The 13,758-nt window shown below is 58.6% G+C and carries 12 protein-coding genes, 1 other RNA gene and 1 pseudogene; 6 read left to right on the top strand and 8 right to left on the bottom strand.

The window, feature by feature from the left end; translation table 11 throughout:
- Positions 1 to 69: 69 nt before the first annotated feature.
- From H143_RS0117280 to H143_RS22175, 3 genes are all read left to right on the top strand, one after another.
- Complete coding sequence (locus H143_RS0117280; protein WP_019939520.1) at positions 70 to 618, top strand: hypothetical protein; 549 nt, start codon at positions 70 to 72, stop codon at positions 616 to 618.
- The gene (locus tag H143_RS0117275) at positions 596 to 829 is read left to right on the top strand and encodes a helicase (protein ID WP_026350186.1); all 234 of its coding nucleotides are present in this window, start codon (positions 596 to 598) and stop codon (positions 827 to 829) included. Before H143_RS0117280 ends, H143_RS0117275 begins: the two co-directional genes overlap by 23 nt.
- 52 nt (positions 830 to 881) lie before the next feature.
- A protein-coding gene (locus tag H143_RS22175; RefSeq protein WP_155803420.1) for an IS5 family transposase occupies positions 882 to 1,648 on the top strand; the annotation gives its coding sequence in 2 pieces (ribosomal slippage) (positions 882 to 1,197 and positions 1,197 to 1,648; 768 coding nt in all).
- Positions 1,649 to 1,857: 209 nt separating this feature from the next.
- On the opposite strand, the gene H143_RS23035 is transcribed toward H143_RS22175, so the two are convergent.
- The 5 genes from H143_RS23035 to H143_RS0117240 form a co-directional block, all read right to left on the bottom strand.
- The gene (locus H143_RS23035; RefSeq protein WP_019939516.1) at positions 1,858 to 2,004 is read right to left on the bottom strand and encodes a hypothetical protein; all 147 of its coding nucleotides are present in this window, start codon (positions 2,002 to 2,004) and stop codon (positions 1,858 to 1,860) included.
- Between the two features lie 385 nt (positions 2,005 to 2,389).
- Positions 2,390 to 3,553: a Wadjet anti-phage system protein JetD domain-containing protein gene (locus H143_RS0117255; protein WP_019939514.1), complete on the bottom strand. Its 1,164-nt coding sequence runs from the start codon at positions 3,551 to 3,553 to the stop codon at positions 2,390 to 2,392.
- Positions 3,540 to 6,914 carry an ATP-binding protein gene (locus tag H143_RS0117250; protein ID WP_019939513.1) on the bottom strand — a complete coding sequence of 1,125 codons (3,375 nt, stop codon included), beginning with the start codon at positions 6,912 to 6,914 and terminating at the stop codon, positions 3,540 to 3,542. The genes H143_RS0117255 and H143_RS0117250 overlap by 14 nt, the downstream gene beginning before the upstream one ends.
- Positions 6,911 to 7,618 carry a DUF4194 domain-containing protein gene (locus H143_RS0117245; RefSeq protein WP_019939512.1) on the bottom strand — a complete coding sequence of 236 codons (708 nt, stop codon included), beginning with the start codon at positions 7,616 to 7,618 and terminating at the stop codon, positions 6,911 to 6,913. Before H143_RS0117245 ends, H143_RS0117250 begins: the two co-directional genes overlap by 4 nt.
- On the bottom strand, positions 7,605 to 9,089 hold the full coding sequence (locus H143_RS0117240; protein ID WP_019939511.1) for a DUF3375 family protein: 1,485 nt from the start codon (positions 9,087 to 9,089) through the stop codon (positions 7,605 to 7,607). Before H143_RS0117240 ends, H143_RS0117245 begins: the two co-directional genes overlap by 14 nt.
- Before the next feature lie 133 nt (positions 9,090 to 9,222).
- Here H143_RS0117240 and H143_RS0117235 point away from each other — a divergent pair, with 133 nt between their 5' ends.
- The 3 genes from H143_RS0117235 to H143_RS0117225 all read left to right on the top strand — a co-directional run bounded on the left by H143_RS0117235 (position 9,223) and on the right by H143_RS0117225 (position 11,374).
- Positions 9,223 to 10,137 carry a YafY family protein gene (locus H143_RS0117235; protein ID WP_019939510.1) on the top strand — a complete coding sequence of 305 codons (915 nt, stop codon included), beginning with the start codon at positions 9,223 to 9,225 and terminating at the stop codon, positions 10,135 to 10,137.
- Between the two features lie 87 nt (positions 10,138 to 10,224).
- Complete coding sequence (locus H143_RS0117230; RefSeq protein ID WP_019939509.1) at positions 10,225 to 10,887, top strand: NERD domain-containing protein; 663 nt, start codon at positions 10,225 to 10,227, stop codon at positions 10,885 to 10,887.
- A gap of 151 nt (positions 10,888 to 11,038) precedes the next feature.
- Complete coding sequence (locus tag H143_RS0117225; RefSeq protein WP_019939508.1) at positions 11,039 to 11,374, top strand: type II toxin-antitoxin system Phd/YefM family antitoxin; 336 nt, start codon at positions 11,039 to 11,041, stop codon at positions 11,372 to 11,374.
- 293 nt (positions 11,375 to 11,667) lie between these two features.
- Here H143_RS0117225 and H143_RS0117220 read toward each other — a convergent pair.
- The 3 genes and pseudogenes from H143_RS0117220 to ssrA all read right to left on the bottom strand — a co-directional run bounded on the left by H143_RS0117220 (position 11,668) and on the right by ssrA (position 13,686).
- Positions 11,668 to 12,848 (bottom strand): IS3 family transposase gene (locus tag H143_RS0117220; RefSeq protein WP_155803331.1). Its coding sequence is split into 2 segments (ribosomal slippage): positions 11,668 to 12,560 and positions 12,560 to 12,848, totalling 1,182 coding nucleotides; the frame shifts between segments, so codons are not numbered across the junction.
- A gap of 63 nt (positions 12,849 to 12,911) precedes the next feature.
- Positions 12,912 to 13,121: pseudogene (locus H143_RS20985) on the bottom strand (IS3 family transposase); the annotation flags it as partial.
- A gap of 143 nt (positions 13,122 to 13,264) precedes the next feature.
- Positions 13,265 to 13,686, bottom strand: a transfer-messenger RNA (tmRNA) gene (gene ssrA / locus H143_RS22165).
- Positions 13,687 to 13,758 lie beyond the last annotated feature (72 nt).

Here is a 13,758-nt window from a genome sequence, read left to right as displayed (position 1 = left end):
AGAACGAGGCCGCGTTCTGGCGCGGGAGGATGCCGCCAAGGAACTGCTGAAGCTGGAGAACACGTGAGCATGGCTGCAAAGAAAGCGCCGGGGTGGAGCGACGTCAAGGAGAAGCTTGCCGACTTCGAGCGTTCGGGCTTGATCGGCCTGCTGCAGGACCTCTACGCCGCCAGCAAAGATAACCAGGCGTTCCTGCACGCGCGCTTCGGGCTCGGCGACGATGTGCTGAAGCCGTATAAGGTAACCATCGACCGCTGGCTTTGGCCCGATGTGTTCAAGAATCAGGACACCTCGGTCGCGAAGGCCAAAAAGGCCATCGCGGATTACAAGAAGGCCATCGGTCAGCCGGAGAGCCTGGCCGAGCTGATGGTATTTTTCTGCGAGCGGGCGGCGGGCTTTAGCAACGATGTCGGTTCGCAGGACGAGGGCTACTTCGACGCCCTGGTGCGTATGTTCGGGCAGGCGTTGAAATTGATCGACGCTTTGCCCGAGGGACGCAGGTACGCATTGTTGGGTCGCCTCGCTGCTGTCCGAAGCCTCGGCCACAACTTGGGTTATGGCGTTGGTGACGACATGGACGACCTGCTGGTCGAGCATGGATTTGATGGCGGACAGTGATGAGTTCACCACGCTGCGCGCGGAGAACGGCCGGCTGATCGCGCTGCTCGAATCGCACGGCATCGAATGGCGGGCACAGCAGCAGCCGTCCGCACCGCCCGTCGAGCCATCGAGACTGTCCACCGACGAGAAGGTCGCTATCTTCCGACGGCTCTTCCGCGGCCGTACCGATGTGTTCCCTGTCCGATGGGAAAGTAAGACCACGGGCTAGGGCGTGTTAACACTAATTGAATTAATGCCTCGGATGCGTGATAGTGTTGTTCATGGAGATCACACCTGAGCAATTTGCCCTTGTCGAACATTGTCTGCCCAAGCAGCGAGGCAACGTCAGCATGACCAATTTGCAAGTGGTCAACGCGATGCTGTACGTTGCAGAACATGGCTGCAAGTGGCGGGGCCTGCCAAAGCGGTTCGGCAACTGGCACACGATCTACACGCGCATGCGTCGCTGGACCCAGTCGGGTGTACTGGACAAGATGTTCGAGCAACTGCAGCGCGAGCAGGTCGTGCGCATCAAGATCGAGGCGGTGTCGCTGGACAGCACCAGCATCAAGGTGCATCCCGATGGGACAGGTGCGCTAAAAAAAACGGCCCCCAGGCTATCGGCAAGTCCCGAGGCGGATGGAACACCAAGATTCATATGGTTGCCGCGGATGCTCGAACGGCCGTAACGTTTGGCTTGTCCCCCGGGCAGGCGCACGATGCGCCAGAAGGTAGGCGGTTGCTCGCGAGCCTGGGCGCAACGAGTCGTCCCATTCACTTGCTGATGGACCGGGCCTATGAAGGCAACCAGACGCGTCAGCTCGCTCTGGACCTCGGTTTTATCCCAGTGGTCCCACCGATCAGCACCCGCATCGAACCCTGGGAATACGACCGAGAGATGTACAAGCGCCGCAACGAAGTCGAGCGCTTGTTTCGCCGCTTAAAAGGGTTTCGGAGGATATTTTCTCGCTTCGAAAAACTCGATGCGATGTTCCTCGGCTTTCTCAGCTTCGTGCTGGTTGTCGATGGTCTTCGTGTTTTGTGTTAACAGGCCCTAGAACGATCCGCGCACTGGGGTTGATGTACTCGAATGGCGCGTAATAGATCTTCACGTCGCCGCTTGCATCCATCAACAGGCGCAGATCGCGCACTACCGGAGGCATAAGCCCACAAAGAATCGGCTCGTACTTTTCGATCAAGTCTGTTTTCATTGTTTGATGTGTCCTGGTCTACGACTGGTCCGCCAGCCTGCTGGAATCAGTCCGAAGCCCACAGCCGGTCGTCATCCTGGGTCGCGGCCCAGAAGTCATCGAAAAGGGCCAGCTTGGCTTCGTCCTTGGTTGTGTAGGTCTTGGTGCTGAACCGGCTGCCGATCCGGTAGCCCCAGCGCTTAAACTTGTTCATGTGGACGCCGAGGTTGTGCCCATCGACGTTCAGAAAGCTGTTCCCCTTGGGGACACCCGCCACTTGCGCTGCAGCCATCGGGTCCGGCGTGCTGCGCGGTTGCGCAACTTAGCCTCACGCCGTTTCGGCCCCTCGTAGTCGCCGCTCATCTTCTCGGCGCAGACGCACCCTACGTCGAAGCTCTCGTCCAGATCTGGATGCTCCATGATGTGGACGTAGCGGATCTTCTCGTTGCCGCACATTTGGCAGGTCGCGGAGTCGGTCTCGCCTGCGGACGCGACCGTCGGCCCGCAGGTCGACCACGTCAACGCAGTGCCATCCCTTGTGGGGTACACCCGACTGGTCCCATCGATTTCCACTCACCACTGACCTCCCTGATCCTGGATCATCGAATACTTTCCTGTATGGCATTCCACGCCACATCCCAGCGTATCCGCTCCTGTTCGAGGCGGACTTGTTGGTCCCAGGCATTTCCTTTAATCGACTGGTAGAGCCTTTGTTCGGTATTGGTGAGTAGTGGGAGTTCTGTGGAAGAGTGCTGGTCTTTCTCCTCGACCCATAAATCGCGATGACTCATCAGCGTTGACTCATCCATCAGCACGGCCTTCAGGCTTGGGATGTATGTTCTGGCTCGATTAAGAATGGCAAAGCCATGAGTATCGATGTCACCCCAGTAGATACATTGCGCCTGTTGTAGCCATGGAAGCTGTCCCAAAACGTCAACCGCGTAGCCTAGTCGCATGATCACAACTGCCCCTGGTAGATCATCAAAAGCAAGGCCAGTTTGAAGGTTCTCAACAACGAAGACATGCTTTGGTCGTACACCAATGCTTGCGAACTCCTCACAGGGAGCGGAGATATCGCCAAGACCGCCCAAACGGGTTCTTAACTCCGGGTCTAGAACGCGCATGCGCAATAACTGCGGCTGTGCCCTCAAGCCGCAGCGCCAGAAGAAGTCGCGCTCTCCTGTTGGGTCACCCTGGAGCGTTGCAATCAAGTCAGAGATGATGCCCTTTCGAGAATCCAGCCATTTGCTGTCGGCACCGGCAACCGGAATTTGTCGTGGGTAGAGATTCGATTTCGGATTGCGATTGATCCAATCCAACATCTCTGCCAGTCGATGGAAATCGGCATCGCGGTAGTCAGCGAGGACATCAAAATATCTCGGCAACTGCTGCGCAAGTACCGGCCAGAGAGCAGTGAGCGTCTGATACCGAGACAGGGCGCGAACCCACCGTGCGGATGCACCGATCCACAGGGCAACATCTTCAGGGCCTCGTAACGCCAGTTTCTCTGGCAGTCGCTGAACGCCAAGCGCTTTCCATCGCCGCTCACACCAAGATAGTGTGCCGACCCCTTGCCAGCCTTGCCATGCGCTCACCCAAGCACGAACGCCGTCGACTTGTCTCAGTGCAGCCTGCTCCGTCGGAATGCCGAGCGGAACTTCCAGCGGCCATTGGACCTCGCCCGGATCACCGATCAACCATTCGCGGTGCTTGCTTTGAAAGCGACGGGCAAGAAGCTGCCGAACATCTTCAGGAAGCTTCAACGCTAGCCTCCTCTCGTGCGTGCTCTGGCAGCTTCAACCGCTGACGATCACCGTCGTACTCGATCAGCAGGACGCCTGAGACTCGCCGATCGCTGATATCCACGAAACAGGCACCACCGATGAATGGTTCAAGGGTCATGACTGACTTCAACGGCGTAGCGACCACCATCTGGAATCCGAAATTGGTAAAGATGTTCATCGCCAAAGCGGTGAACTCATTATCCGCCTTGTCGAAGGCTTCATCCAGCACGACGGGCGCGTACATCGGCACGCCGTGGTCGTTCCCGCCCAGTTGATATCGCAGGGCTGCGGCCAAGCACGTGGTGGCTAGCTTCTGCCGTTGGCCGCCAGACTTGCCTGCTCCGCTGCGGTAGATCTCGATCTCGACACCGCTTTCATCGATTTCCCGTCCGATGAACTCGACATGCTGTCGAACATCGAGCACAGTCTCACGCCAGCGCTTTTGCTCGGGGTCCTGACTGGCGAGTCGATCAACAAGTCGTCGCAAGGCCAGAAACCGTGCCTCGGCAAACTCGCGATCCTCCGTCCATGCATGGCTCAGCGCCTGCTGGATCTCCTGCTTGAACTCCTTGACGTCGACAAGCTGCCGGTCACTGGCGTCGATGTGGAGATAAGTGCGTTGATTGGCGCTCTGGTTGAAGGGCACCTGGCCAAGGCTGTCGTTGACCAGATCCATCCGTTCCAGGATCGCCTTACGCGCATCGTTCAGGTAGGTGGAAAGCGCCGCCAGATTCTGGTGACTTTGGTTCTGCAGCAATTCAAAGAACCGCTGCTCATAGGCGGGCAGACCATCCGTCTCCAGCCGAACCAGTTTGGCGAAGAAGTCTGGCGCGCTGGCAAGGCTCGTGTCCATATCGCCCGCGTCCATCGGCCATTGCCGTTTGAAATCGGCAAAGCGTGCTTCTATTTCTTTCTCGCACTCGGCGATCTTATCTTTGATCTCACTGATTTCTGTGTTGAGCCCTCTCTCAACAGCAGTTGTTACCTTGTCGAGGCTTTCGAGCCTGATCACGTCTGACTGCTGGGTGAATCGTTCGTCGAGCCCCTTGATCTGGTGGGGGGTCAATGAAACTCTGGAAGCATCTTGAAGGAGGGATTCGAGCTTTTGCGTGCTGTCTTTGATCTGCTTGAGAACTGAGTCATGCGCGACCTTGGCTTCGCGGAGATCCTTGTCAGCCTGCTCAACCAGGTCCTTTTGCTTGTCGATCCGTTGACTGATTTGCAGTAGGGCTGTATTGCCTTCCCGCGCTTCGCGGATCTGTCGCTCAATGGTGGAAATGCGATCCAGCAATGGGAGCAGATCTATTTCTTGCCACTGGAGATTCACCAGGGTTTGGCACTGTATCGCTCGGGTCGCACGATTCTTGTCTTGGTCGGAGAGTTTGTCGATCTCCCCGCCGAGGCGAGAAATGGTGTCAGCCAGTTCCTGCGCCTGAGCTTGAAAGAGCTCGAGCTTCTCCCGGTTATCGAATCCGAGCACCCAGTTTCGTCGGTCGCCGACACTTCTACGGTCGTCTTTTTCGTGCCGGGTTTTGCTGTGCTTGACCTGGCCTTCACGGGTGATGGCTCGATCTGCGCTCCTGAAGGACTGAATAGAGTCGACGCACGCGTAATCGAAGCGTTGCCGTAGTTCGGCCTGGAGCCAATCGGCATACGTCCCCTCCTTGACGTTCAGCTTGAGGACGAGCGAATTGGCACCAATGGGCTTGGCCTGCCACGTCTCCGGGCGGCCAGTCCGGTAATACACCAAGCGCTGCCCAAGGTGGGTGGTGTTGATGTGATTGGCCAATGCCGAATACTGGCGTTCGTCTACCAGGAGTGAGAGCGCAAATCCGTGCAGTACGCGCTCGATGGCTCCCTGCCATTCGGCCTCGTCAGGCTTCACCTCGACGAGTTCGCCAACAAAGGGAAGCGCCGACTCCGAGATTCCGATGGCGGCAGCGATGTCTCGACGCATTTCCAGCATGTCCGCCGGAATGTTCGATGGCTGGCGCTGAAGTGCCTGCACCTCTTTCAGTGCTTGCGAAAACGCGGTCTCGGCATCCTTCTTTTCTCTGTCCAGGCGGAACTGCTCGGCGCGGCTATCGTTGCTGCGCTGCTCCCAGTTTTCGACTTCCTGCCGCGCGCTGCCCAACAGCTCAGCGAAAGATTGAGGCGAATCCGGGAGACTCCAGCCCAGCTTCTTGCACGCATCTTCGGCCTGACCGCGTTTGCGCAGGCGATCTGTGCGCTGACCCTCCAGCCCCAATTTCTCGGCTTCCCATTGCTCGATCTGATCACCGCCTGCTTCACGGTGCTGTCGCTCCAGATCGCGCAAGGTCGTGGAATGGTTATCCAGAGTGCTTTGACGTCGACTGACTTCGCCTTCAGTGCCACTCGCTTGCACCTGCAGGGATTCGACATGCTGCTTGAGCAGATCAATGCGGCGGGTCTCTCGGTAGCCGTCCACGCCCAGTCGAAGCTCATCCAAGCCATTGCGCTGCAGCATCAACGAGTCCCTACGGATGTGCTGGTCCCGCGCTGGCGCGAGCGTTTGAACCTGCTCGCGGGCCGTGACGACTGCCTGGTGGGCCGCACTGAGTTCGCCGAATTCGCTGACCAAGCGATCCGCCACCTCGAAGGTCTCGGGCTTGTCGAGCATGAAGTCGCGCAGGAAGGTATTGAGGTCGCCGAGATTCTTGGCCGACTGGGTTTTGTGCAGCAAACGCAGCGCCATTTCGCTCTCGATGCCAAGCAGGCGACAGAACCGTTCGCAATAGGGACGAAATTCGTCGCGGGCGAATGCCTCCGGGAAGGACTGCTTGAGCTTACGGATGTCGAAGTTGGATTGGCCGAAGTCCTCGAGCTCGCGCAGGTCAAAGGCCCGCTCCATGACGAGGTGGTGGCGTTTGACGTCGGCGTTGCCGTTCGCATTGCCTCGCAGCCAGAACACCTGAACCAGCACCACAGACTGACCCAACGCATTCTGGTAGGTCAGCGCCAAGGCAGACCAGGTCGTCCCCGCGCGCAGGTAGCGAGTTGCGATTTCTCCCGACTCCCCATCCTTCTGTTCAGCCCACGCACCACGTATGTAGGTGACGAGGTTCCGGTCACGGCCACTGCGGTCCGCCTCGCGCGCAGCCGCGTTGAAATCGATCCAGCGAGGTGGCGTCAGCAATGCCGAAAATGCATCGAGAAGCGTTGACTTCCCAGCGCCGGATCGACCTACAAACAGAAAGCCTCGCTCGCTGATCGGCACGTCGTGCAGGCCGGAGAAAGTCCCCCAGTTGTAAACCTGCAGGCGGGTCATCCGGAACTGCTCGCGGGCAAACAAAGAGGCGGTTTGGGGTTTCGGGATCATTGGTCGGCCTCCTCATCAGCTTCAGTCTGAACCAATTGCGCTGGTGTCTCTCCGGCCGCCATGCGCTGATACAGGTGCGTCAGCGCTTGTATTTCCTCCGCCGAGAAGAGGAGCTTCAGCGTCGGCGAAATCTCGAAGCGATCCTCGCTCGAGCGAATCTTCTGCAGGATGCTGTGCTTCTTAATCTTCTCAATGGAGGCGTGAACTCGTTTCACGAACCCTGCACGGTCGGTATTGGCGGCGCGCTCGTAGAGGGAGAGAAACTCTGTGATCTCGTCTGTCGACACCACGGCACGGTCGCCCTGCGAGTCCGCCTGGGTCAGTCGTTGGCGAAGGTGAAGCAGCAGAATGGAGTCAATGAACGTAAGCTGGGCGCGACGCAACAGGAGAGGCACCTCAAGGTCGCCGGTATCTGCCTGGCGCGTGAAAGCCACTTGTACGTCTCTGTCGATAACCAGTTCGAGAAACAGCTCGGCAAGGCGCCGACGGATCACCGCTTCGTCTCGTACCAAGATCGGCCAGAGTTTTGGATGTCGACGTCTGTCGAGCGATGGCCCTGCCAGTAGCTGCACCAGGGCGCGCCGGGTATCCAGCGGCAACTCGCCGGTGTCGCCCATGAACAGGGTGTTGGCGGGTGCCTGAGCAGCATCTGGTGCTTGTGCTTCGGCTGGCATTGCCGCTTCGTCGTTCTCAGACCAGTTCATTGGCCCGCTCCCTCAAAAAGAAGATCTTTGGAATTCGGGCGCTACGACGCTCGTCGTCGCCTCCAACCCAGCCTACGGTTTCACTGTGGGCGGCCTTGAACCCATGCCGACTGCCCAACGCAAGCAGGCCGACGACGCTGCCCAACCCCTGTGCAGCGGGGAACTGCTCCAGCACGTCGGCAATCGATGCCTGAGAGCGCTGATCCAGGACTGCCAACACGTTGGCCTTCAGTGTTCGGAAGTCGATTTCCGACTGTGCGACCAGTTCGCTCACAGACTCCAGGTCGATTGGCGGCGCATCCCCTTCTGCCATCTGCCCGGGTAATGCTTGTAGTGATGGGTCGTGCAGCACCCATTGGGACAAGGAGCGCAATCGACTGCTCGTGAGCTCAAGCGTGTACTGGAGGGTTTCTGTGGCCCTGACCTCGTTCTTCAGGGCCAGTGCTGCGCGCTGGGCGTCTTTCAGTAGGTGGTTGAGTCGGCGTTGCTCGAGGTATTCACGACTCTGGACGAAGTGCTTCAGGCTGCGCGCGAAAGTCTGGAGCACCTCGTGAACCATGCCGCCCTGCTCAAGAAGGGTGCGCGTTAGCCGCAGTAGGAATCGTCTTTCCTTGGCTTCGAGCTGCCCCACGAACTCCCGCGACATGACGTTATCGAGCGCCTGGTCGAGCGTGGCCGCCTGTTCTGGGTCCGTAAGCAATCGCCAGAAAGCGGAGAAAGTCCTTCCGGCGTCGCTCTCTGAAATCAGGTCTATTCCGGCGAACAGCGAATCCAGCACATCTCCACGATTGCCATCGTTGTCCATGATGCGTTCACGGAGATCGCGATTGAGCTGGTCGAACTGATCGCGGACACGGCGGAAATCACCGGCCAGATCGTCGGCCAGCATGATGATCTCCCGCGTGCGCTCGAGCGCCATTGTATGAGGCAGCACGCGCATCTGCCCCTTCTGGATAGCGTCAATCTCCTTGTCGATGCGGGCTTGCTCGGCCATGAGCCGGTCGATGCGGCGGAATTTGTCAGTGTCGGTGTCCTCGGCAAGTCGGGCCAAGGCTTCAATGACGAGCGTCAGGCGACTTTCGGTTGCAGCGGAGTGCGGCTGTGCCAGTCCAGATACAAACCGAATGGCTTCGACGGCCGCCGTGGAGAGTTCATATTCCTCCTCTGAAGCCCCAGCCGGGAAGCGTCGCTCCAGGAACCCATCGGCGAGCCAGCTGGCGACATACGCCTGCGCCGTTTGAGGAAAGTCTTCACCTTGGGCGCGCAGCTCTTCCAGATCTCTTGCGATGCGTTCGTGAAAAATGGAGGCAGGGAGGCTTCGCTCGCCCTCATACAGATGAGATTGAAGCAGGCCAATGACGGTAGGCCCGGTAGTCGAGGCAAGCAGACGCCACGGCGGCTGCGCCCGCATGCGCCGGTAGGTTGCGATGGCTTTGTCTGCTTTCACTCCCATGCTCCAAAGTGCGGGCATTGCCCATCATACGGTAATCATAGTACGACGTATACAAGAATTAAAAACATTGTATTGTCACATTTTAAAGCGGCTTATATACTTAATACAACAATCCGCACAAGCATTCGTTAACCCGATAGAGCACTCAGGAATGCCCAAAGACCAACTTGCAGAACTAACCCAGCCTCAGCGCGACCGGCTCGCGTTCATTGAGCTGCGTGTGCGCTTCGTGGGGGAGATCCGTCGGCAGGACCTGGTTGCGCGGTTTGGCATCCAGTCCGCAGCGGCAACCCGGGATTTGGCGCTCTACAAGGAATTATCTCCGGGCAACATCGACTACGACCCAAAAGGCAAGGCCTACGTCCTGGGGCCCGACTTCCGCCCAATCTTCGACTTTCCTGCGGAGCGGGCGCTGTCTTGGCTGACGCAGGGCTTTGGAGACGGCGAGCCGATGCGGCTCAAGGCATGGGTGGCCAGCGAAAGCCCGTCACGGCTTACGCATCCGGATCTGGATGTGCTGGCAAGGGTGACCCGGGCGATCCATCAGGGGTGTCCGCTTGGCATCGAGTACCACTCAATCTCTAGCGGGCGGTCGGATCGCGAGATCGTTCCTTTCGCCCTGATCGACAACGGCCTGCGCTGGCATGTCCGTGCCTTCGATCGCAAGTCTCAAGAGTTCAGAGATTTCGTCATCACCCGCATCAAGCAGCCAATGGTGCTCAAGGGGATGCCGGTGGCTTCTCACGAAGTCAATGACCAGGACATCCAGTGGACCCGAATTCTGGAGCTGGATCTGGTTCCACACCCTGACCAGCCGCACCCTGAAATCTCCGAGATGGACTACGGTATGGAGCGGGGCATGTTGAAGATGAAGCTGCGCGCTGCCATGGCCGGTTACATCTTGCGTAAATGGAGCGTGGACTGCTCACCGACCCATAAATTGAACAGCCCTGAGCACAGGCTCTGGCTCAGAAATCACCTGGCGCTGTATGGCGTCCGAAGCGCTGTACTGGCACCCGGCTACGAAAGCCCAGAGCCCGTTGAGCCAGAACAGGACTGCGACTGATATGAATCCTCCACCAAACAATAGAGGAAGGTCGGGTGCATCCGATCATCATCGGACTTGCTGCGTCACCACGGACGGAGGTCCCCGATGAGTGGGCGCTGGAAGACGATTTCGCCATCCCAATTTCCGTGGGAGCAGGACGCTCTCGACTTTGTGCGGCGCGCGCTGCCAAACCGCGAGCCTTTTCGCGCCTACAGCAACTTCGAGTTTGTTGCCGATGACGGGAGCATTAATGAAGTCGATTTGCTGATCGTTTCCCGTTACGGCATCTTCCTCGTTGAAATCAAGAGCCGCCCCGGGGAGGTCAGTGGCGACTCCCGCACCTGGATCTGGCGAGACGGAGCGCGCGAATACTTTGACGACAACCCCTTGCTGCTCACGAACCGCAAGGCAAAAAAGCTCGCATCGCTGCTGCGAAAGCAGTTGACTGTTCAGAAACGTCGCACGCCCTACATCCAGTCCCTGGTCTTCCTGTCCGACCCGGCGCAACGGTGCAAGCTCGCAGGTCCTGCCCGGGAAAATGTCCATCTGCGGGCCGACATAGCAAACAAGCTGTTTGACGAAACAGCCCCGGTTGCCAGCGCGCAGCCAATTGACCGTGATCTGGCGACGTCGCTGAACCGGGCTCTGGAGACCATCGGCATCCGACCGCCGCAGCAGAGCCGGCGCGTTGGCGATTACCAGCTCGAGCAAGTCCTCGCTGAGACAGACTTTCACCAGGACTGGGAGTGTGTGCAGAATTTTGTGTAAACGGTTCGTTGGTAGGAAACTTCCGCAATCTGACCTGGAAACACGATGTCTACGAAGAGGCACGACGTACCGAGTCAGTTGCACATGGCATCTTGATTTATATATACAAATACGTTAACGTTTTTGTATATATTTCTGCTTGGAGATGGTCATGCCCATCACTTCCCAGGACATCGTTCCTTTCAACAAAGCGCGCACCAACCTGACGGCCTTGGCGGATGAGGTTCGCGCTGGTAGCGAAAAAATCATTACGCGCAATGGCGAAAGCTATGTGGCCTTGGTGGATGCACGCAAGCTCGACTATTACCACGAGCTAGAGCGTGAAAAACAGGCCCAGGCCGGTTTTCATGCAAGCCTATTGCACGATGCGATTGGTGGCATGCGGGACATTCGTGCGGGCAAGCCCGGCATCGACCCGGAGCAGGCCAAGGCGCGCGGTCAAAAAAAACTGGACGCAGCCATCGCCGCGCACAAGGCGCGGGTGTAGTTCATGCGTGTTGTGCTGCGCGAAGCCTACGAGCGTAGGGTTGATGAAGAACTGGCGTATCTGATTGAAAATGGCGCATATGCCGCCGCGCAGCGTCTGCTCAATCAAGCCTATGACGTGCTGCCGGATTTGCTGGGAAAATTTCCTCAGATTGGCCGAGACTTCATTGGCCGCAATCCAGCAACGCCGCAAGTGCAGGATGCATGGGAGCAAGCCCGCGAACTATTGGGCGACGACATGGAGCTGCGCGAATACATCTTGGGTGACCCTGTCTCGTTTCCACGTACATCAAGTCATGCAGCCGAACGGGCATTCTCCCATGCGACAGGGGCGAGGAAGCCGTTGGCCGAGTGCAGGCGCTGGCGGTTGTACCAGCCCTCGATCCAGTCGACGATGTCTAGCCGCGCCTGCGCCCGCGTTTCGTAGCGTACCTGGTAGACACGTTCGACCTTCAGCGTCTTGAAGAAACTCTCCATCGGTGCGTTGTCCCAAGCATTGGCCCTGCGGCTCATAGACATCGTGATGCCCAGGCCGGCCGCCAACGCTCGGTAGCGCCCGCTGGCATACTGCGATCCGCGATCGGTATGTACGAGCAGACCCTTTTCGGGCTTGCGTTGCCACCAGGCCGATTGCAGCGCGGCGCATACCAAGCCCGCATCGATGGCCTCGGACATCGACCACCCCACGATCCGCCGGCCTGCCAAGTCCATCACTGCCGCAAGATACAGCCAGCCCTCGCCGGTGGGCACATACGTGATGTCGGCCACCCAGGCTTGGTCGGGCTGCCAGCCATCGAAACGTCGATCCAGCAGGTTCGGCGCCACCGGCAGGCGGTGGGCCGAGTCGGTAGTCACCACGAACGGCCTTCTGTACACCGGCCGCAGCCCTTGGCGCCGCAGGCTTTTGCGAACCCGCTCGGCACCGACGATCTGGCCCTGCTGGCGCAGTCTTTGCACGATTCGAGGACGTCCGTAGCTGCGGCGGCTGGCCTGGTGGAGAGCGGCCACCTTGGCATCCAGGGCCTGATTGGCCAACGCCCTCTTGCTGGGCGGGCGCACGCGCCATTGGCAGTAGCCGCTGCGCGAGACACCCAGCACGCGGCACAACCGGCTAACAGGGTACTGGTCGCGATGTTTGTCGATCCAGGCGTACTTCATCGCGACACTTTGGCGAAGTACGCCGTCGCTTTTCGCAGGATTTCTACATCCAGCTTCGCTTCGGCCAATTCCCGGCGCAGGCGGCTGTTCTCCGCCTCCAACTCACTGATGGGGCGACGGGTAGGCGCCTCCCCCGCGACTGCCCCTACGCCGGTGCTGGCCGAGGCAACGCTCCGCCTTGACCAGTTTCCCAGCGTGGCCACCGGCACGCCAAGGCGCCGTGCCGCTTCGTGCCCGCCCACCGAGGCCGCGAGCCTGACAGCCTCTGCCTTGAATTGCTCTGTGTACTGCCTCTTGGGCAGCCTGCCTTCTTTCATCTCGATTCTCCGTACCTTTGAAGTTAACAACTTCTTGATGTACGTGAAATCGAGGCAGGGTCATTCGCTGCTTGTCAGCCCTTCGCGCTTGCCATTGTCGATCTCCTGGCGCTTGACCCAGGTCAGCAGGGTCTGCGATGAACAGCCAATCTTCGGCGCGATCGACTCGACCGCCAGCCACAGCGATGGGTAGTCCGCACGGTGCTCCTGCACCAGGCGCACCGCCCGTTCACGCACTTCCGGGGAAAACTTGCTCGTATTGCTCTTGCTCATGGCTCTATTCTCTCAAGAGTTAGAGCCTCCGCAAAACCCGGGGCGGTTCAATACTGATTTAGACTGTTTAGGGCAAAAAAAAGCCTTAGAGCTTTGATCTCTAAGGCTTTTTAGTCTAATTTAGACTCATTGATACGGGTTTTTGGTGGAGCCGGCGGGAATTGAACCCGCGTCCGTAAACCGTCCACAATCAGTTCTACATGCGTAGTCGGCCTATTTGGATTTAACCCTGGACTTAGCCGGACGACAGGCCGGACCAGGGCGATTCACGTAATTTAAGCGGGCGCCGTGTGACCCCAGCGCAAACCGATTCCCTGTAAATGACGCTGCTGCGGTTCAGGATGAGCTTGCTTCGGGGGTTATGGCCCTATGCAAGAATCCTTAGAAGGGTTGCCCCCTCTCCGCCCGACCCAAGGACAGATCGGTGCAGCGGCTCACCGCTTACGCGGCGAGAGCGAAACGCTCGTCGTTGGCGTTTAGTTTGTTTCCAGTGGTTTTACGAGCTTACTGGTGCTCGGCATGCGCTGAGTTGTTTCTTGATCCACGTCGAATCCGGATCGGCCCCGCAGAGCTATTGTAACCCGCAATTGATCAAAATAGCCGGTTTTAGGGCCGCGTGCGCAATCAATCAGTACGG

This window comes from Bordetella sp. FB-8 (genome assembly GCF_000382185.1).
Taxonomy (GTDB): Bacteria; Pseudomonadota; Gammaproteobacteria; order Burkholderiales; family Burkholderiaceae_B; genus Bordetella.
Note: the sequence above shows the minus strand (reverse complement) of the source record. Positions and strands in the feature narration are given on the sequence as shown.